Here is a 17,139-nt window from a genome sequence, read left to right as displayed (position 1 = left end):
GGAACAAAGGAGAACCATCGTGAAGAATCCTGTGAACAAGCCCGTGGTCGCCGCCGCGGTCATGGCCATCTCGGCGCTCGCCCTCGCCGGATGCTCCGGCGACAACGGCTCGGGCTCCGCGGGCGGCGAGGGCGACGCGGTCACTCTCGTGGTCTGGGAGTCACTCGAGGGTCGTTCGGACTTCATCAAGCAGGCCGGCGAGGCCTACACGGAGCAGAACCCGAGCGTCACCATCGAGTACAAGAACGTCGAACTCGGCGATGCCCCCGCCCAGATCGCCCTCGATGGCCCGGCCGGCGTCGGACCCGACGTGTTCGCAGCGCCGAGCAACGCCACCGGTGAGCTCGTCGCCGGTGGCCACATCCTCGCCGTCGCCGGCGCCGATGAGCTCAAGGACGAGCTGCTGGAGGGGGCCGTGCAGAACGTCACCTATGAGGACGAGATGTGGGGCGTGCCGGTCACGATCGACACCTACTCGCTGTTCTACAACAAGGAGTACGTCGCCGACCCGCCGAAGACCTGGGCCGACGTCGTCGCTTTCTCGAAGCAGTTCGCCGCCGAGAACCCCGGCAAGTACGGCTTCGCGATGAACCCGGGCGTCGTGTACTACGCGGGCTCGTTCCTCTTCGACAAGCCCGACAACCTGCCCTTCGGCGAGAACGTCGACGATCCCAGCCAGCCCAACACCGACACGGCGGCGACCGCCGAGGGCGCAGCCGAGCTCGTGAAGCTCCGCGAGGTCCTCGACGTCGCCGCCGATGACCTGGATGACGCGACGGTCGACACCCTGTTCGAAAGCGGCCAGTCGGCGATGACCCTCACCGGCTCCTGGAACATCCCCGTCTTCGACGATGCTGGCCTCGACTACGCCGTGACCACGATGCCCGCGGCATCCGGTTCGGACGAGCCGTCGGGGTCGTTCTCGAACTCGCGCACGATGTACGTCTCGGCGTACTCCGAGCACAACGAGGCGGCACAAGACTTCGCCGCGTTCCTCGCGAGCCCGGAGATGCTCCAGCTGGCCTACGACCTCACCGGATCGGTGCCCTCCGCCGACATCCCGGTCGACAACGAGGCCACCCTCGGCCTGATCGAGCAGGGGAACTACGCCTTCCCGAGCCCGTCCATCCCCGAGGCCGCCCAGTTCTGGCTCGCGATGGATTCGGCGGTGAAGAACATCTGGAACGGTGCCGACATCGACACCGAGCTCGCCACGGCCACCTCGGTCATCGAAGGTCAGTGACGCCTCGTCACCGTCCACGCAGCGGCGCTCCCGCCCTTCGCTCGCGCGAAGCCGCGGGAGCGTCGCTGCCCGGAGAAGGGTTCACGACATGTCGCTTCTGACGCGACGACCGGCTGACGAGGCGACGCGCCCCGAGACTCCGGCCACTCCCGCCCCCGACGCCCGCCGCGTGCGCCTGCTCGCGCTCGCGTTCATGGGCCTCGCCCACATGACCGTGCTGAAACAGCGCTACAAGGGCGCTGCATTCGCAGCGGTCGAGGTGCTGTTCCTCGTCGCCGCGCCGTTCCTCATCGGCAACGTCGTCGGCATGATCACCCTCGGCACGCCGCAGCCCGAGCTGCCGGTGCGCGAACGCGACAACTCGCTGTTCATGCTCATCGACGGTGTTCTCGCGTCCGCCGTGATTGCGGTGTTCCTCGCCGTGTACGCGATCTCGGTGCGCAGCGCGATGCTCGATCACCGCCTCGGCGTGAACCGGGAGAAGACCTCGGCGCGCCGCCAGCTCTCGGCCATCACCACGCGCGCCTTCCCCGTGCTCGGCCTCGCGCCGATGGTTGTGCTGATCCTCTTCTTCGTGCTCGTGCCTCTGGTGTTCTCAGCGCTCGTCGCCTTCACCAACTACTCGTCGCCGAACAGCATCCCCCCGGCCAACACCGTCGACTGGGTCGGCTTCGACAACTTCGCCGCGATGTTCGGAGGTGACCAGCTGTGGGCGGGCGCGCTCGTGCGCGTCTTCATCTGGACGCTCGTGTGGGCGGTGCTCGCCGTGGCCACGTGCTTCTTCGGCGGCATGATCCTCGCCGTCATCCTCAACGAGTCGAACTTCCGCATCAAGCCGATCTTCCAGGCGATCTTCATCCTCCCGTACGCCATCCCGGCGGTCGTCTCACTGCTCGTCTGGCGCAACATGCTCAACGGGGCGTTCGGTTCGGTGAACAAGCTTCTGCTCGACCTCGGCATCATCGACACCGCCATCCCGTGGCTCACCGAGCCGACCCTCGCTCGATTCACCGTCGTGCTGATCAACCTCTGGTGCGGGTTCCCGTACTTCATGCTGCTGACGATGAGCGCGATGACGGCTATCCCGCAGGATGTGCGTGAAGCCGCCGCGCTCGACGGCGCGACCGGCATCCAGCGATTCCGCTTCATCACGTTCCCGCTCGTCCTCTTCCAGACGGCGCCGCTGCTGATCATGTCGTTCGCGGCGAACTTCAACAATTTCGGCGCGATCTACTTCCTCACCAACGGCGGGCCCAACGAGGCGGATACGACACGCACGGGCGCAGGCTCGACCGACATCCTCGTCAGCTGGATCTACAAGATCACGATCGAACTGCTCCAGTACAACTACGGCGCGGTGATCGCGGTCGTCATCTTCCTGGTGCTCGCTCCGTTCGCGATCCTGCAGTTCCGCCGCACCAAGGCCTTCAAGGGAGAACTGTGATGCGCATCGATAAAGTCCGCGCCGCGGTCTGGACGACCGTCGTCATCATCGGCTGCGTGATGCTGTCGATCGTGGTGATCTGGCCGATTCTGTTCACCCTCAGCTCGGCCGTCTCGCCGGGCCGGTCGGCGGCGTCGCTGTCGCCCATCCCGTTCGCCAACGGGTTCACGCTCGACAACTTCTCGAAGCTGTTCACGCAGACCCTCTACCCGCAGTGGTTCCTGAACTCGTTCATCATCGCCGCGTGCACCTGTATCGGGACGCTCGTGATCGCCTCGCTCTCGGCGTACGTGTTCTCCCGCTTCTCGTTCACGTTCAAGGGGTCCCTCCTCACGAGCATGATCGTGCTGCAGATCTTCCCCTCGTTCGTCGGGATGATCGCGGTCTACGTGATCCTCATGCGCATCGGCGCATTGGACACCCTCTGGGGCCTGGTTCTGGTCTACCTCGCGGGCAACCTGCCCTACAGCATCTGGCTGGTCAAGAGCTATCTCGATACCATCCCGCACGGGCTCGACGAGGCGGCCCGCCTCGACGGCGCCTCGCACCTGCGCACCTTCGCGACGATCATCATGCCCATCGCGAAGCCGATCCTGATCTTCCTCGCCGTGACCACGTTCGCGGCACCCTGGATGGACTTCATCTTCCCGAAGCTCGTCCTGCGCAGCCCCGAGATGCAGACCCTCGCCCTCGGCCTCGTGAGCTTCGTCTCGCAGAAGAACAGCGATTTCACCGCGTTCGCGGCGGGCGCGATCATCGTGGCGATCCCGTTCATGATCTTCTTCCTCGTCACCCAGAAATCCCTCATCACCTCGCTGTCGACCGGAGCCCTCAAAGAATGACGACGCCCGCGCCCTACGTCCCTGTGCCGATCCCCGCCCATCTGCCCGAGAAACTGACGATCACGCTGTGGGACTTCTCGTGGTACGTCCGAACCGGCGCGGGGGAGCCGTTCGAAGACCTGGATGCGGCCGCAGCCGACGCCGTCGCCCGCGGCTACAACACGGTGCGCATCTGCGCGATGCCCTTCCTGCTCTTCGGTACGGACATCGATACGTCGGCACTCGAGCTCGACCGGCTCGGCGGAGACTACGCGCAGAACGTCCGCTGGTACGACGTCGCCTCGCCCACCCGCATCGACGCCCGGGCACACCTCCTCGAGCTGTTCCGGGTTCTGAAGCGGCACGACATGTTCGTGATCCTCTCGTCGTGGGAGTATCAGCAGTCATCCGTCTTCGCCACCCACCCGGCCTGGTGGGAGGCGCTCATCGCGGTTGCGCCCGAGGACCGACCGCTCCGCCTGGCCGAGAGCCTCGCCGACCTCGTCTCCTTCGTCGCGGCCGAGGGACTCGACGATCGCATCGCGTTCACCGAGCTGCACAACGAGGTCCAGGCGGGCTATCTCGGCGAGGGCCTGCCGGATGCCGCGACCGAGCCCGACGCCGCGATCGCGGCGCTGACGCCTCGCCTCGACCGCGGGCTCGCCGCCTTCCACGGTCGCCACCCCGCGCACCCGGTCACCGTCAACTACGCCGGCGTCCCCGTCGCGGCGATGCGGACGCTTCCGCGCGAGATGGACGTCCTCGTCACCCACCCCTACGTCTACGGCGTCCTCGACGAGATCACCGCCGCATTCGACCTGCGGGGGAGCCTCGACGACTTCCCCGTCGAGGCGGTGCGGGCGGCGGGCCTGCTGCGCGCGGACGCCCCGGAGCCGACGAGCTGGGTGCTGCCCGACGAGGTGGCGTGGAAGATGCAGGCGACCATCGTCGGCAAACCTGAGATCTACCTCATGGACTGGGTGGACGCCGCGGCCTTCGACCGCTTCCTCTACGAGCGCTACCAGGTCCACCACCACGAGATGGTGCTGAAGCTAAGTCTCTGGCTCGACGTCGCCGCCGACCGTGCCGCCGAGCGCGGCATCCCCACCGTCTTCGGCGAAGGCTGGGTCGGTTACACGCCGTTGCACGGCGACTTCGAGGAGGGGCCGATCGGCGCGCAGTTCTGCCGCCTCGCGATGGCGGAGTCGGCTCGGATCGGCGCGTGGGGAACCATCGTGTGCTCGAACGCGGCGCCGCATCATCCGATGTGGCGTGACGTCGCGCTGCAGCGCGAGTGCAACGAGGGGTTCCTCGCCTCAGCGGGCGTGTGAGGAATCGGCTCGCGTCGCCGATCGCTCACCGCATCCGGCCGCGTAGCAGTGTTTCCGAGCGTGCACGACGGCGGCATCCCGAGTGTTACTCTCTGCCTGAACGAGCCACCATACCCCGGCTCCCCGGTCAGGAAGAGCGCCGTATGACCTCTCGCAGCAGGGCGACCCTGGAAGGGTGGATCGCCGAGTTCCACGAGCGGCACGGCGAGGGCGACCTCATCAAGGTGGCGCTCCAAGACAGCTCGGACGGCGAGGACGGCGGCCTGATCGTCGTACCGCTGCGCAACGCATCGACAACGGTCTACACGCGCCCGCCGACGACGGATGACCCCCGCTGGCGCGTGGTCTTCGAGCCGCAGCCCGATGAGATCGCGCTGTCGCACGAGCAGGTCTCGGCGCTCACGGCGGAGCTCGATACGGCAGCCGCGCTGTGCGCCTTCCTCGAGTCGAAGGATGCCGCAGGCCCGAAGGTCCCCTGAGGAGCGCCGTCTAGGCTCGGGGAATGACGAGCGACGCGACACCCCGGCCGAACCGTCTCATCGAACCCCCGCTGGCCCAGCCCTGGATCGGCGCGCCGCCGCTCGCGGCCCTGCGGCGATGGTTGCAGAACTACGCGACCTTTCGCGGACGCGCGAGCCGGTCGGAGTTCTGGTGGCCGATGCTCGTAATCGTCCTGTTTCCCGTCGCCGTGCAGGTCGTCAACGGTGTCACCGCAGGCGACTGGCGGCCGATCGACACACGCGTGGTCCAAGACGTCCCCGACGTGATCGTGCTCGTCTTCTCGCTGGCGACTCTGCTGCCGATGCTCGCCGTCACCTGGCGTCGCCTGCACGACACGAACCGCAGCGGCGTGTGGTTCTTCTTGATCGTCTTGCCGCTGATCGGCTGGATCGCCCTTGCGATCATGCTCTCGATGCGCGGCGAGCGCGGGGGAGCGCGGTTCGATCCCGTTACGAGCGGCGGGCGATGAGGAGCGCCACGACGGCGACGACACCGATGACTGCGGCGATGCGCGCGGCCTTGCCGGTGCGGCGTGTGAGCGTCAGCGCGCCGTCGACGACCGTGACGTTCTGATCGATCCGGGCGGTGGCGAAGCCGGCAGCCGCGTCGACGATCTTGTCAGCGACGTCGGGAACGGCATCGGGAAGCGCGTCCTTCGCGGCATCCTGCACCTTGTGGATGGCGCCCTTGCCGGCATCCGCGACACCGTGCACGACCCGCGACGCGGCGCGGGTGACGCCCGTGGTGTTCTCGGACGCCTCCGGGGTCGGGGTCTGAGCGTCGGCATCGTCGACTGCGGCGTCGTCGCCCGTGGCAGGTGAGGTGTTGGCGTCCGTCATGACGGCTCCGTTCGTCGGTGCGAGAGGTCCGGACGAAACTCTCGCACCGACGCCGAAGAATCGAGAGGCCCTAGCCGACGCGGCGGATTTCGCGTATGCCCGCTCCGCTCAGGGCGTGGATGACCTCGACCCGGCCTTCGCCGAACGTTCCGATAGCGTCGACGGCGATGAGCAATCCCTTCACCGAAGTACCGGTCCTTCCCGTCGTCATCCCTTTCGGCATCGTGGTCTTCGCCGTGCTCCTGGCCGTGCTGTGGGCTCGGCGCAGCTTCTCGCTGCCTCGTGCGGCCGTGGCCGCGGCGGTCGCCGTCTACGCGGCGGGCATCGTGGGCAACACGATCTTCCCGATCTTCCTCGACAAGCCCGACTCGGGGGTGCCCTGGACGCCGGGCCTGGCGCTGATCCCGTTCGCCGACTACGAGCTCGACGACGCGCTGATGAACATGCTCGTCTTCGTTCCGCTCGGCATCCTGATTCCGCTCATGCTCGCCCGGCCTACGTGGCTGAAGGTCGTCGGCGCGGCGGCGATCACGAGCCTGACCGTGGAGTCGCTGCAGCTCGCGGCGCAGGCGTACTTCGCCGGCGGACACATCGCCGACATCAACGACTTCCTCTCGAACGTCGCGGGCGGTGCGCTGGGCTACGGTCTGCTGCTCCTGCTCGCGCGCGTTCCCGTGCTGGCGCGCTTGATCGACCGGTTCCGCTGGTACCCCCAGGGGAATGCGGGGGCGCGAGACCGCGAGACGGTCGCCTCCCGCGCCTGAGGGGTCAGCGTCCCTGGCGCTTCTTGTACGGCTTGGGCTGACCCTTCACGATGGGCGCGCGACCCGAGCCCTTCGACGCCTTCGCCTTGCCGCCGCCTGACGCTTTCTGTCGGGGCGCGACCGCCGGGGCCGGAGCCGCGGCGACCTCGGCGCGTGCGTCCGCGAGCAGCAGTGTGCCCGCCGGGGTCAGACGGGGCTTGCCGCCGTCCTTGACGAACAGTGGCTGCCCGACCTCTTCTTCGAGCCGGTCGATCGACGAGTACAGCACGGGAAGCGAGACACCGATCTTCTCGGCAGCGCGCGGGAAATGCAGGGTGTCGGCGACGGCGACGAAGTGGACGAGATCGCGGATCTTCACAGGGCACCGTCGGGCGGGGTGGCGCGATCATCGCCGAAGCGGCGCTCGAGCACCGCGCCGTACTCGCTGCCCGTCAGATAGAGGCGCAGTGCGCGGGTGAGGCCGAGGAGGTCCTCGGGGTCGAGTTGGGCGTGGGCTCCCTCGTCGACGGCGCGGTCGATCTCACGAAGCTGCGGGGCCAGCGCCTTTCCCGCCGCGGTCAGCTGCAGCGCCACCGCGCGGCGGTCGGCCGGATGCGTCGCGCGTTCGACGAATCCACGACGCACAAGCGTGTCGACGATGCGACTGGGGCTGCCCGTTTCGCAGACGATGAGGCCGCCGAGCTCCTTGAGAGAGATCGGCCCGTAGGAGTCGAGGACGAGCACGATCTCGAATTGCGACGACGTCAGTCCGAGGGGCGCGAGCTGCCGGCTGAGAGCGCGATTGCCTTCGCGCTGCGCCGCCAGTACGAGATAACGCAGCTCGAACGGTGCCAGTCCCGATTCGCGCGGGTCGGTCGTCGGCGAGGTGGCCGTGTCGGTCATTGCGGGTTCCAGCTGTTCGGGGGCGGTGGGGTGGAGCTTCCCGCCCCATTGTGTCAGGAAGTGTCGAGCGGACCGGCCGCCGCGCCTGGGCGGGCGGCCGGTCCGCTCGACCGCGGGTCAGGTGAGCGCGGGGACCGGCGCGGGGATGCCGGTGGCGGCGGCCGTCGACGGTGCGGACGGCTCCGTGCGGCGACCGAACGAGCGTGGCCCGAGGGCTCGCAGGATGCTCGGCATCACCAGCATCCGGATGACCACGGCGTCCAGCGCGACCGCGATCGCCAGGCCGATGCCGATCTCGCGGACGATGCTTATCTGAGCCGTCGTGAACGACAGGAACACCGCGATCATGATCAGAGCGGCGCTGTTGATCATCGTCCGCGTTCGGGCAGCGCCCTGCAGCACCGACTGCTCGAAGGGCATGCCCGCCCGGTAAAGCTCCCGCATGCGCGACATGATGATGACCATGTAGTCCATGCTCAGCCCGAACATCACGGCGAAAAGCAGAACCGGTGTCACCGAGTTGAGCGGATCGTCGCTCATCCACCCCTGCAACAGGGTCAACACGCCCAGGCTCGCGCCGACGACGAGGAGGTTGAAGACGAGCGCGAGCGCCGGCAGGATCACCGATCGCCACGCGAAGGCGAGCATCAGGAACGTCAACGTGAGGACGATCGCGGCGATGAGCGGGATGCTCTGGATGATCGTCTCGTCGAAGTCGAGTCCCTGCGCGGTCGCGCCGGTGACCGCGACGTCCGCGCCGTCGGGGAGACGATCCACGAGGCCCGTGCGGATGTCGCTGACGAGGGCGTGAGCACTGACGGAGTCGGGCCCCTCGGCGGTCGTCGCCAGCAGGCGCACCGTGATGCCCGCATCGTCCGCGTGCCACAAGCGCTGCAGCGGCGGGGGAGTCTCTCCCGCTTCGAGTGCGATCGCCGCAGAACCGCCGAGCGGCGCGAGCGACGCTGCGTCGAGAACGGTGTCGGCGCCGGAGAGATCGGCGATCCACGCGCTCGCCGTGGCTGTCGCCTCGAGCGCATCGACCGGCTGGGTGCCCTCGGGGAAGGTCACGATGACGTCGACGGGGAACAGTCCTTCCTGCCCGACGTTCCGCTCGAGCAGTTCGAGGCCCTGCCGGGCGGGGTCGTCTGCAGGCAGCACCGTCGCGCTCGCGACGGGGGATTGCAGCGACAACCCGAGAACCGGGATCGCCGCGAGAGCGAGCGCAGCGACGCCGGCGGCGCCGACGAGACCGGGGCGGCGGATGCGCGATCGCACGACGTGCTGACCGGTGCCGGCGGGTCGCCGTCGCCGGCCGAACGGGATGCGGCCGGCGTCGATACGCGTACCGAGCAAGGCGAGCCCCGCCGGCAGGACGAACATGGTGACTCCGAGGGCGACGAGCGAGACCACGACGCCGCCGAGGGCGATGCTCGTGAGAGCCATCACCTGCGGCACGAAGAGGGCTGAGAGGGCCAGGGCGACGGCGATACCGCTGAAGAGCACCGAATGGCCGGCGGTCGCCATGGTCACGGTGATCGCCTCAGGCGTGCTGCGCCCCGCCGCGAGCTCCTCTCGGAAGCGTTTGATGATGAACAGCGAGTAGTCGACGGCGACGGCGAGGCCGATCATCGACACGATGTTGGAGTAGAGATTCGAGATCTCCGTGACGCCCGTGGCGAGCGTTCCGAATCCGAGCGAGATCATCAGCGCTGAGCCGGCGACCAGGAGAGGGAGAAAGGTCGCCATGATCGAGCCGAAGACGAACAGGAGGACCACGATCAGCACGGGGAACACGATGATCTCCGCACGCAGGGCGTCCGCCTTGGAATGATCATTCAACTGGTAGTCGAGTGCCGGCTGCCCCGTGACGAAGGCCTCGCCCGGTATGCCGGCGTCGTCGAGGGCGGCCTGCAGTCTCGGCACGATGTTCTGCACCGCTGTACTGCCCTCGGTGAAACCCGCGATGATCGCCATGGTGCGGCCATCCTCGGACACGAGTCCGGGCTGATCGAACGCGGTGGTAATGGTCTCTGCGCCAGCGTCGGTCGCCAGATCGATCGCGTGCTCCACGTCGCTTGGCGTGAGGGGAACGTCGGCGTCGAGAACGACGACCAGCTGATTCGGTGCCTCATCGAACGTCTCCTCGACCGTCTCCTGGGCCAGCAGCGCCTCGGCTCGCGGGTTGGTGAACCCGCCGCCGCTCAGCACACCGTCCAGGCGGAGAGCAAGCAGAGCGCCCACCAGGAACAGCAGTGCCCAGGCGATGAGGACGGTCCGTGGCCGTCGGATCGCGAGGGTGGTCATGGCCTTCATGGTGTCTCCGATCTGCGTGGTCGAACATGCGTGATGTATCATGTATACAGCATGTTGCGCCAGATGGAGATCTGATGCGCCGGTATTGCGAGCTTGACTCGCGCCCCACTAGCTTCGAGTCACACAACACGCATGCTGGGGCAATATATCCGATGTCATCAATAGGACCGCCCGAGAACGGCGGCCCACGTATGAGGGGGAACACGATGACCATTCAGCTCGACCACATCGCCGCGGACACCGTTCTGGATCCCGCTTCGGAAGCCATCGCCGCCATCGCACGCGGCGAGATCGTGGTGATCGTCGACGACGAGGATCGTGAGAACGAGGGGGATCTCGTCGCGGCCGCAGACCATGCCGACGCGGGCGTCATCAACTTCATGATCACGCACGGACGAGGACTGGTGTGCCTCGCGCTCCCGGCCGCTCGCGCCGCGGAGCTCGAGCTTCCCCCCATGGTTCCGCACAACGAGGACCACATGGGCACAGCCTTCACCGTGTCGATCGACGGAACGCCGGCACGCGGCGTGACGACGGGAATCTCGGCCGGCGAGCGCGCGACGACGATCGGTTTGGCGCTCACCGGCACGGCAAGTGACCTGCAGCGTCCAGGGCACATCTTCCCGCTCATCGCGCGTGACGGGGGAGTCCTCACCCGCACCGGTCACACCGAAGCCTCGGTGGACATCGCTCGGCTGGCGGGATGCACGCCGGCGGGTGTCATCGTCGAGATCATCGGCGAGGACGGTGAGATGCTTCGACGCGACGCCCTGCGCCTGTTCGCCGATCGACACGGCCTCGTCATGACGAGCATCGACCTCATCCGCCGCCACATCCTCGACGGAGCACGCTGATGCGCAGCGAGGTGCTCGTGCGTCGGATCTCGCGAGCCATCGTGCGACGGCAGCTGCGCACGCACCTCGCCGGGGTCGAGGGGCTGCACCACTTGCCGACGACCGGATCGTTCGTCCTCGTTCCCAACCACCGCAGCTACTTCGATCACTTCGTCATGGAGCTGCTCGTCGGGGCAGCCGTCGGCAGGCCGGTGTGGTTCCTGACGAAGCAGGAGAGCTTCGAGCGTCCCCTGTCTCGGGTATGGACGAAAGCCTGGTACGGCATCCCGGTGGAGCGAGACCGCCCCTCCCCGGGCACGCTCCGTGCCGTCCAAGCCGTTTTCGCCGCCGACGAGGTGCTGTGTGTCTATCCCGAGGGAACGCGGAACGCCACCGACGAGATGCTCCCGTTCCAGGCGGGGGCCTTCCGGTTCGCTTTGACTGCCGGTGTCCCGATCATCCCGGTGGCCCTGACCGGCACCGAGTCTGTGCTACCGAAGGGCAGCCGCCGCTTCCGTCGGGAGGGTCGCGTCCGCGTCGCGTTCGGCGCTCCGATCGTCCCGGATCTGGCAGGGGGCAAGCAGCGCGCGGCGCAACGGTTGGCCACGGAGACGAGGGCCGCCATCACAGCTCTGCTCGCGACCGACTGGCGCGCTGCGGACGGCTCGGCCGCCCCACGTGCTCTTGATGACCTCGTGACCGCGGCGCTCGACCCCGCAGGCAGGCTGGCCGTGGCGGACGAGCGACGTCTGCGCTTCGTGCTGCGGCTGATGTCGTCGTCGCACGCGCGGTCGGCTGACATCGAGGTGCAGCACGCCCGGTTACGCGGCCTGGCGATCCTGCGGCGTCCCGCACCTCTCCGTGCCCTGCCGGCCCTGGTGGTGCGTCGCCGCCTCGAGCGTGTGCTCCGCGCCGACCCCGAGCACTCCCTGGCGAACTACCTCCTCGCGCGCTGGCACCTGGCGATGCCGGCAGCACTCGGCGGTGACTCCACCTCGGCCGAACAGCTGTTCTCGCGGAGCGCGCAGGCAGCGACGGAGGGCGACACGCGCGCTTTGAGCGGTCTGGTCGAGCTGCAGCTCGGGAGCGGGCGGGTGGATGCCGCGCGCGAGACCTTGCGGCGGATCGCCGACGCTCCCGCGGTGGTGGGGTCGCGGGCGGAAGCTCGGGCGACGCGTGCCCGCCTGCAGCTCGTGACGCTGGCGGACCTCGCCGATCCTTCACCCTCCGGGGTGCTCGCATGACCGCGACCCTGAGAAGCGGATCGATGACGGTGCTGGGCGATGTCGCGGTGGTGTTCGACGACGGCTCCCGTATCCGGTGGGCCCGCACGGGCGGCAACCGATGGACCCTGTCGGAGCACTGGCCGAACGCCGAGGAGGGTGCAGCCATCGAGAGGCACCGTGCGCGAGGAGGCTGTTTGCTTGTCGTCTCGGATGGGAGACCGATCACCGCGGACGCATTCGCGAGCGAGGTGCCGCTGGGGGCGGGGGCGTCCCAAGGTGCCGACGTCGTCGAACTCTCGGTGGACCATTTCGATTGGCTCCCCGAGCTGGTGCGTGCGCGCGGGACGGCCTTCCTTCAGGAACAGGCCGATCGGTGGAACGGGCTGCCCGCTCTGCTCAGACCTGCGGTCGTGCTCGACACCGCCATAGAAGAGCCGTTCACCCCGGGCCAGATCACGTTCGCACTCCTGGCGCCTGGCATCAGCCGCAGTCGCATCGAACGCGAGCTCGTCGACTATCTGGCCTTCGTGCGAGGCGGTGGCGCCGCGGCCGGACGGCGCAGCGCATGAGCTACGGCGGACAGGCGGTCATCGAAGCGTCCGCTGATGCGATCGTCGATGTTCTCACGGACGTGGGCGCGCTCGCCTCGTGGAATCCCGCCTTCGGAACGATAGAGGGGGCGGGGTCGGCCGCCGTCGGTCAGGAGTTCCGCACGCGCGTTCGCGGTCTCGTGCCGGCGTCGATCCGTTTCACGGCGATCTCCGCTGTCGAGGTTCGGTACGAACTGCACGCGCCGGGGGTACGCGAACGCGGCGTCTGGCGTCTCCGGCCGAGTCCGGCCCCCGAGAGCGGGACGATCGTCGGCCACGAGTTCACTCACACCGGGGTCGTTCTCGCCATCATGAGGCGAGCGTTCCAGTCGGTCGCGTCGTGGCGCCTCGCACGTCTGCGTCAGGAGGTGATGCGCCGGCGGGCCCCGCAACCGCGCGGGTTCAGCCGTTCGAGTTGACGCGGCGGACGAGCGCCGTTCGCAGAGAACGCAGCAGCAGCAACAGGCCGCCGAGCCCGACCACACTACCCAGGAACGGGAACACCGACACCGAGTCGGTGAGCAGTGGACCGTGCTGGACGACGCCCATCATGACGCCGACGATGACCAGGGTCGCTCCCACGAGCGTCGTGGTGAGGCGTCCGGTGAGCGACTCGACCCACGAGCGGTCGTCGGGGGACTCCAGAGCGCGGAGTCGTACGGTGAGGCGGCCCGACTCGAGGTCGCTGAGGATGCCGTCCACGCGGCGGGGCAGCTCACGCGCTCGCTCGAGCCCGAGCTGCAGCTGCACCTGAGCGGTCATCGCCGCCGAGCGCGGATCGCCCATGTGCAGGGCGTACTGCGGGGCCCGAGAGAGCGCGCGCTTGATCATGTCGTAGTCGGGATCGAGGCGCCGCAGCGTCCCCTCGATCGCGCCGAGCGTCCGGAACCCCAGCAGCAGACCGGGCGGGAGTGCGAGTCGGTGGCGCCGGAGCACCTCGATCAGCGCGGTGAAGAGATGTTGGTCGGAGGTGGAGTTGTGCAGTCGTGTGAGGATGACGCCGATGTCGTGCTGAAGCGCTCCGACATCGAGCTCGGCGTCGCCGCGCGGCTTCACGAGCATCAGGACGGCATCCGTCGCGCCGGAGTCGTCCTCGTTGTGCAATGCCACGAGCATCGGCAGCAGAAGGCGCCGCATACTGCGCTCGATGATCCCGACCGACCCGAAGTCGATGAGGGCGACGATCCCGTCGGGCTGCAGGATGAGGTTGCCGGGATGCAGGTCGGCGTGGAAGACCCCCCGCAGTGCGATCTGCCCGACGATGACGTCGAGCACGGCGTCGGCGATGCGCGTCGCCTCCGCGGGCGCGACGGCGCCCGGCGCGTCGCTGCCGGGCTCGGGCAGCCGGCTGAACGGGATGCCCTGGACGTGCTCCATCACGATCAGCTGCTCGGTGCACAGGTCGGGATAGACGTCCGGGATCCGCACCGCGCGAGCGTCGGCGGCCGTCATCGAGTCGCGCAGCATCTCCATGTTCGCGACCTCGACGCGGTAGTCGAGCTCTTCGCGCAGAGCGGCGGAGAACTGCGCGGCGAGGGCCGAGGCGCCGACATCCTTCGCCCACGTCGTGCGCCGCTCGAGGTCGGCGGCGGCACGCTCGATGATGTCGAGGTCGGTGGCGACCTGCGCGCGCGCCTTCGGTCGCTGGATCTTCACCACGACGGCGCGTCCGTCCTTGAGCCGTGCGCTGTGGACCTGACCGACGGATGCCGCTGCCAGCGGCGTCTCGTCGATGCCGGCGAAGACGAGTTCGATCGGCCGGCCCAGCTGCTTCTCGATCGCGGCCTTGGCCTCCGGCCAGGGGATGGGCGTCGTGTCCATCTGCAGCGAGGCGAGCGCACTCGTGATCTCGGCGGGGAGCAGATCGTTGCGGGTGGACAGGATCTGACCGAGCTTGACGAACGTCACGCCCGCGTCGTCGAGGGTGGCCGCGAGCGCCCGAGGCAGTTCGGCTCGCGCCGACTCGCTGCGCATCCCGCCGAGGCCGTGCCGCGAGGCGATCGCGACGATACGCGCGTACCTCACCGCCCGGCGGCGGCGGTGCAACGCCTCGCGGACGTAGGTGACGGGACCGACCGGCGGCCGCGCCGGCCACATGAGCTCGAGCGTGATGAGGGCGATGAGGACGATCGCGAAGAGCCAGGCCAGCACGAGCAGAACGAAGCCGAAAGCGACGGGCTGATCCGTGAGCAGCCCGCCCTGCTCCTGCAGCACGCCCGCTCCGCGCAGCACCCAGATGCCGAGCGGGCCGAAGACGACGAAGACGATGAGCGAGACGACAGGACCGCGCACCCAGCCGACCCGCGCCTCGAGCGCCCGCTTGGCGAGCCAGGTGGCCGCGATCGAGAAGACCACCGCGGCGATGGTGAAGAGCAACCACTCCGGCATCGATACCCCCTCGAGTCCGTCGACCTGCTTCGAGGCTAGGGCACCGGGCTCCGTCGCGCCGGGCCGATCATGCGATCTCGGCAGAGGCGGACTACCCTGAAGCGTGTCCACTTCTGCTGAACAGTCTGTGCCCGAGTCCGTCGACGAGCCGCCCGTCATCACTTTCCGCGACCTCGGGCTGGGAGAGCAGGTGCTCAAGGCGCTCTCCGACGTGGGCTACGAGACCCCATCGGCGATCCAGGCCGCGACCATCCCGACGCTCCTCGAGGGGCGCGATGTCGTCGGCCTCGCGCAGACCGGTACCGGCAAGACCGCGGCTTTCGCGCTGCCTATCCTCGACCGGCTCGACCTGACTCAGAAAACCCCGCAGGCCCTCGTGCTCGCCCCGACCCGCGAGCTCGCGCTGCAGGTCTGCGAGGCGTTCGAGAAGTACGCGTCGCGCACGAAGGGTGTCCACGTCCTCCCGGTCTACGGCGGTCAGGGCTACGGCGTGCAGCTCTCGGCGCTGCGCCGGGGAGTCCACGTCATCGTCGGAACGCCCGGGCGCATCATGGACCACCTCGACAAGGGCACGCTCGACCTGTCCGAGCTGAAGTACCTCGTGCTCGACGAGGCCGACGAGATGCTCAAGATGGGCTTCGCCGAGGACGTCGAGACGATCCTCGCCGACACCCCGGACACCAAGCAGGTCGCCCTGTTCTCCGCAACGATGCCGGCGGCCATCCGCCGCATGTCGAAGCAGTACCTCAACGACCCCGAGGAGATCACGGTCGCGTCGAAGACGACGACCTCCTCGACGATCACCCAGCGCTACCTGATCGTGTCGTATCAGCAGAAGATCGATGCGCTCACCCGCATCCTCGAGGTCGAGAACTTCGAGGCGATGATCGTCTTCGCCCGCACGAAGAGCGCGACCGAGGAGGTCGCCGAGAAGCTGCGCGCCCGCGGCTACTCTGCCGCCGCCATCAACGGCGACGTGGCTCAGGTGCAGCGCGAGCGCACCGTCAACCAGCTGAAGTCGGGCAAGCTCGACATCCTCGTCGCCACGGATGTCGCTGCCCGCGGCCTCGACGTCGAGCGCATCTCGCACGTGGTCAACTTCGACATCTCGACCGACACCGAGTCGTACGTGCACCGCATCGGCCGCACCGGGCGTGCCGGCCGCACGGGTGACGCGATCAGCTTCGTCACGCCGCGCGAGCGCGGGCTCGTGAACGCGATCGAGCGCGCGACGCGCCAGCCGCTCACGCAGATGCAGCTGCCGAGCGTCGACGAGGTCAACGTCACGCGCTTGTCGCGCTTCGACGACCGCATCACCGCTGCGCTGGAAGACACCGACCGCATCGAGCGGTTCCGCGACATCGTCGCCCACTACGTCCGTCACCACGATGTGCCCGAAGTGGACGTCGCCGCCGCGCTCGCCGTGGTCGCGCAGGGCGAGACCCCGCTGCTGCTCGAGCCCGACCCCGAGCCGCGCGCACGCGCGCCGCGCGAGGACCGTGCCCCGCGCTCGTTCGACCGCGACGACCGCGACGGGCGGCCGGAACGCCGCCCGCGTGCGAGCAACCCGAACATGACGACCTACCGCATCGCGGTGGGCAAGCGCCACCGCGTCGAGCCCCGTCAGATCGTCGGGGCGCTCGCGAATGAGGGCGGTCTCAGCCGCGGCGACTTCGGCGCGATCCAGATCCGTCCCGACTTCTCGCTCGTCGAGCTGCCGTCCGACATGCCCCACTCGACGCTCGACCGCCTGGCCGACACCCGCATCTCGGGCAAGGCGATCGAGATCCGCGTCGACACCGGCGGCCCGAGCCGCAGCTCGCGCGGCCGCTTCGACCGCGACGACCGACCGCGTGACCGCGACCGCGACGGCGACCGCGACGACCGGCCGGCTCGCAAGCCCCGCCACCGCTCGGAGACGCGCGACTGACCGCGGCTTCCGGGAGCGGTGCGGCTCGCACGCA

17 protein-coding genes are annotated in these 17,139 nt (G+C 68.5%); 12 read left to right on the top strand and 5 right to left on the bottom strand.

The genetic code is table 11. The features are described 5' to 3' along the window. Positions 1-19 precede the first annotated feature (19 nt). The 6 genes from ACI2K6_RS10890 to ACI2K6_RS10865 all read left to right on the top strand — a co-directional run bounded on the left by ACI2K6_RS10890 (position 20) and on the right by ACI2K6_RS10865 (position 5,809). Positions 20-1,243 carry an extracellular solute-binding protein gene (locus tag ACI2K6_RS10890; RefSeq protein ID WP_404568623.1) on the top strand — a complete coding sequence of 408 codons (1,224 nt, stop codon included), beginning with the start codon at positions 20-22 and terminating at the stop codon, positions 1,241-1,243. Positions 1,244-1,331: 88 nt separating this feature from the next. Beyond that, complete coding sequence (locus tag ACI2K6_RS10885) at positions 1,332-2,687, top strand: carbohydrate ABC transporter permease (RefSeq protein ID WP_404568622.1); 1,356 nt, start codon at positions 1,332-1,334, stop codon at positions 2,685-2,687. Then, positions 2,687-3,529: a sugar ABC transporter permease gene (locus tag ACI2K6_RS10880; RefSeq protein WP_404568621.1), complete on the top strand. Its 843-nt coding sequence runs from the start codon at positions 2,687-2,689 to the stop codon at positions 3,527-3,529. Before ACI2K6_RS10885 ends, ACI2K6_RS10880 begins: the two co-directional genes overlap by 1 nt. After that, positions 3,526-4,839, top strand: a complete 1,314-nt coding sequence (locus ACI2K6_RS10875) for a cellulase-like family protein (RefSeq protein ID WP_404568620.1) — start codon at positions 3,526-3,528, stop codon at positions 4,837-4,839. The genes ACI2K6_RS10880 and ACI2K6_RS10875 overlap by 4 nt, the downstream gene beginning before the upstream one ends. A gap of 143 nt (positions 4,840-4,982) precedes the next feature. Beyond that, positions 4,983-5,318, top strand: a complete 336-nt coding sequence (locus ACI2K6_RS10870; RefSeq protein WP_404568619.1) for a hypothetical protein — start codon at positions 4,983-4,985, stop codon at positions 5,316-5,318. Positions 5,319-5,341: 23 nt separating this feature from the next. Beyond that, positions 5,342-5,809 (top strand): DUF805 domain-containing protein, encoded by a 468-nt coding sequence (locus tag ACI2K6_RS10865; RefSeq protein WP_323985971.1) that lies wholly within the window; start codon positions 5,342-5,344, stop codon positions 5,807-5,809. Here ACI2K6_RS10865 and ACI2K6_RS10860 read toward each other — a convergent pair. Then, positions 5,790-6,179 carry a hypothetical protein gene (locus tag ACI2K6_RS10860; protein WP_404568618.1) on the bottom strand — a complete coding sequence of 130 codons (390 nt, stop codon included), beginning with the start codon at positions 6,177-6,179 and terminating at the stop codon, positions 5,790-5,792. The genes ACI2K6_RS10865 and ACI2K6_RS10860 overlap by 20 nt on opposite strands. Positions 6,180-6,346: 167 nt before the next feature. On the opposite strand from ACI2K6_RS10860, the gene ACI2K6_RS10855 reads away from it, so the two are divergent. Next, positions 6,347-6,943 carry a VanZ family protein gene (locus ACI2K6_RS10855; protein WP_404568617.1) on the top strand — a complete coding sequence of 199 codons (597 nt, stop codon included), beginning with the start codon at positions 6,347-6,349 and terminating at the stop codon, positions 6,941-6,943. Positions 6,944-6,947: 4 nt separating this feature from the next. Here the strand turns inward: ACI2K6_RS10855 and ACI2K6_RS10850 are convergent, their stop codons facing one another. From ACI2K6_RS10850 to ACI2K6_RS10840, 3 genes are all read right to left on the bottom strand, one after another. Further along, complete coding sequence (locus ACI2K6_RS10850) at positions 6,948-7,301, bottom strand: LysR family transcriptional regulator (RefSeq protein WP_282501102.1); 354 nt, start codon at positions 7,299-7,301, stop codon at positions 6,948-6,950. Further along, positions 7,298-7,825, bottom strand: a complete 528-nt coding sequence (locus ACI2K6_RS10845; RefSeq protein WP_404568616.1) for a MarR family winged helix-turn-helix transcriptional regulator — start codon at positions 7,823-7,825, stop codon at positions 7,298-7,300. The genes ACI2K6_RS10850 and ACI2K6_RS10845 overlap by 4 nt, the downstream gene beginning before the upstream one ends. Positions 7,826-7,942: 117 nt before the next feature. After that, positions 7,943-10,129: an MMPL family transporter gene (locus ACI2K6_RS10840; protein ID WP_404568615.1), complete on the bottom strand. Its 2,187-nt coding sequence runs from the start codon at positions 10,127-10,129 to the stop codon at positions 7,943-7,945. 215 nt (positions 10,130-10,344) lie between these two features. Between ACI2K6_RS10840 and ribB the strand changes: the two genes are divergently transcribed. The 4 genes from ribB to ACI2K6_RS10820 are packed head-to-tail and all read left to right on the top strand — an operon-like array spanning position 10,345 to position 13,206. Beyond that, the gene (ribB, locus tag ACI2K6_RS10835; RefSeq protein WP_282501099.1) at positions 10,345-10,992 is read left to right on the top strand and encodes a 3,4-dihydroxy-2-butanone-4-phosphate synthase; all 648 of its coding nucleotides are present in this window, start codon (positions 10,345-10,347) and stop codon (positions 10,990-10,992) included. After that, positions 10,992-12,215, top strand: coding sequence for a 1-acyl-sn-glycerol-3-phosphate acyltransferase (locus ACI2K6_RS10830; protein WP_282501098.1), 1,224 nt, complete (start codon positions 10,992-10,994; stop codon positions 12,213-12,215). Before ribB ends, ACI2K6_RS10830 begins: the two co-directional genes overlap by 1 nt. Beyond that, positions 12,212-12,766, top strand: coding sequence for a hypothetical protein (locus tag ACI2K6_RS10825; RefSeq protein ID WP_323985962.1), 555 nt, complete (start codon positions 12,212-12,214; stop codon positions 12,764-12,766). Before ACI2K6_RS10830 ends, ACI2K6_RS10825 begins: the two co-directional genes overlap by 4 nt. Continuing rightward, positions 12,763-13,206, top strand: a complete 444-nt coding sequence (locus ACI2K6_RS10820; RefSeq protein ID WP_282501096.1) for an SRPBCC family protein — start codon at positions 12,763-12,765, stop codon at positions 13,204-13,206. Before ACI2K6_RS10825 ends, ACI2K6_RS10820 begins: the two co-directional genes overlap by 4 nt. On the opposite strand, the gene ACI2K6_RS10815 is transcribed toward ACI2K6_RS10820, so the two are convergent. Then, the gene (locus tag ACI2K6_RS10815) at positions 13,190-15,175 is read right to left on the bottom strand and encodes an ABC1 kinase family protein (RefSeq protein ID WP_404568614.1); all 1,986 of its coding nucleotides are present in this window, start codon (positions 15,173-15,175) and stop codon (positions 13,190-13,192) included. The genes ACI2K6_RS10820 and ACI2K6_RS10815 overlap by 17 nt on opposite strands. 103 nt (positions 15,176-15,278) lie before the next feature. Between ACI2K6_RS10815 and ACI2K6_RS10810 the strand changes: the two genes are divergently transcribed. Continuing rightward, positions 15,279-17,105 carry a DEAD/DEAH box helicase gene (locus ACI2K6_RS10810; protein WP_274178589.1) on the top strand — a complete coding sequence of 609 codons (1,827 nt, stop codon included), beginning with the start codon at positions 15,279-15,281 and terminating at the stop codon, positions 17,103-17,105. The last annotated feature ends 34 nt before the right edge of the window (positions 17,106-17,139 follow it).

Source organism: Microbacterium sp. NPDC006705, assembly GCF_044903545.1.
Classification (GTDB): Bacteria; Actinomycetota; Actinomycetes; order Actinomycetales; family Microbacteriaceae; genus Microbacterium; species Microbacterium plantarum.
The sequence above is the reverse complement of the archived record's forward strand: the minus strand, read 5'-3'. Positions and strand labels throughout refer to the sequence as shown.

What these genes read in the sequence shown, in the direction of transcription:
- ACI2K6_RS10815 (WP_404568614.1), bottom strand. Translation starts at nt 15,175, where the DNA reads ATGCCGGAGTGGTTGCTCTTCACCATCGCCGCGGTGGTCTTCTCGATC.
- ACI2K6_RS10875 (WP_404568620.1), top strand. Translation starts at nt 3,526, where the DNA reads ATGACGACGCCCGCGCCCTACGTCCCTGTGCCGATCCCCGCCCATCTG.
- ribB (WP_282501099.1), top strand. Translation starts at nt 10,345, where the DNA reads ATGACCATTCAGCTCGACCACATCGCCGCGGACACCGTTCTGGATCCC.
- ACI2K6_RS10860 (WP_404568618.1), bottom strand. Translation starts at nt 6,179, where the DNA reads ATGACGGACGCCAACACCTCACCTGCCACGGGCGACGACGCCGCAGTC.
- ACI2K6_RS10865 (WP_323985971.1), top strand. Translation starts at nt 5,342, where the DNA reads ATGACGAGCGACGCGACACCCCGGCCGAACCGTCTCATCGAACCCCCG.
- ACI2K6_RS10825 (WP_323985962.1), top strand. Translation starts at nt 12,212, where the DNA reads ATGACCGCGACCCTGAGAAGCGGATCGATGACGGTGCTGGGCGATGTC.
- ACI2K6_RS10845 (WP_404568616.1), bottom strand. Translation starts at nt 7,825, where the DNA reads ATGACCGACACGGCCACCTCGCCGACGACCGACCCGCGCGAATCGGGA.
- ACI2K6_RS10855 (WP_404568617.1), top strand. Translation starts at nt 6,347, where the DNA reads ATGAGCAATCCCTTCACCGAAGTACCGGTCCTTCCCGTCGTCATCCCT.
- ACI2K6_RS10870 (WP_404568619.1), top strand. Translation starts at nt 4,983, where the DNA reads ATGACCTCTCGCAGCAGGGCGACCCTGGAAGGGTGGATCGCCGAGTTC.
- ACI2K6_RS10885 (WP_404568622.1), top strand. Translation starts at nt 1,332, where the DNA reads ATGTCGCTTCTGACGCGACGACCGGCTGACGAGGCGACGCGCCCCGAG.
- ACI2K6_RS10840 (WP_404568615.1), bottom strand. Translation starts at nt 10,129, where the DNA reads ATGACCACCCTCGCGATCCGACGGCCACGGACCGTCCTCATCGCCTGG.
- ACI2K6_RS10820 (WP_282501096.1), top strand. Translation starts at nt 12,763, where the DNA reads ATGAGCTACGGCGGACAGGCGGTCATCGAAGCGTCCGCTGATGCGATC.
- ACI2K6_RS10830 (WP_282501098.1), top strand. Translation starts at nt 10,992, where the DNA reads ATGCGCAGCGAGGTGCTCGTGCGTCGGATCTCGCGAGCCATCGTGCGA.
- ACI2K6_RS10880 (WP_404568621.1), top strand. Translation starts at nt 2,687, where the DNA reads ATGCGCATCGATAAAGTCCGCGCCGCGGTCTGGACGACCGTCGTCATC.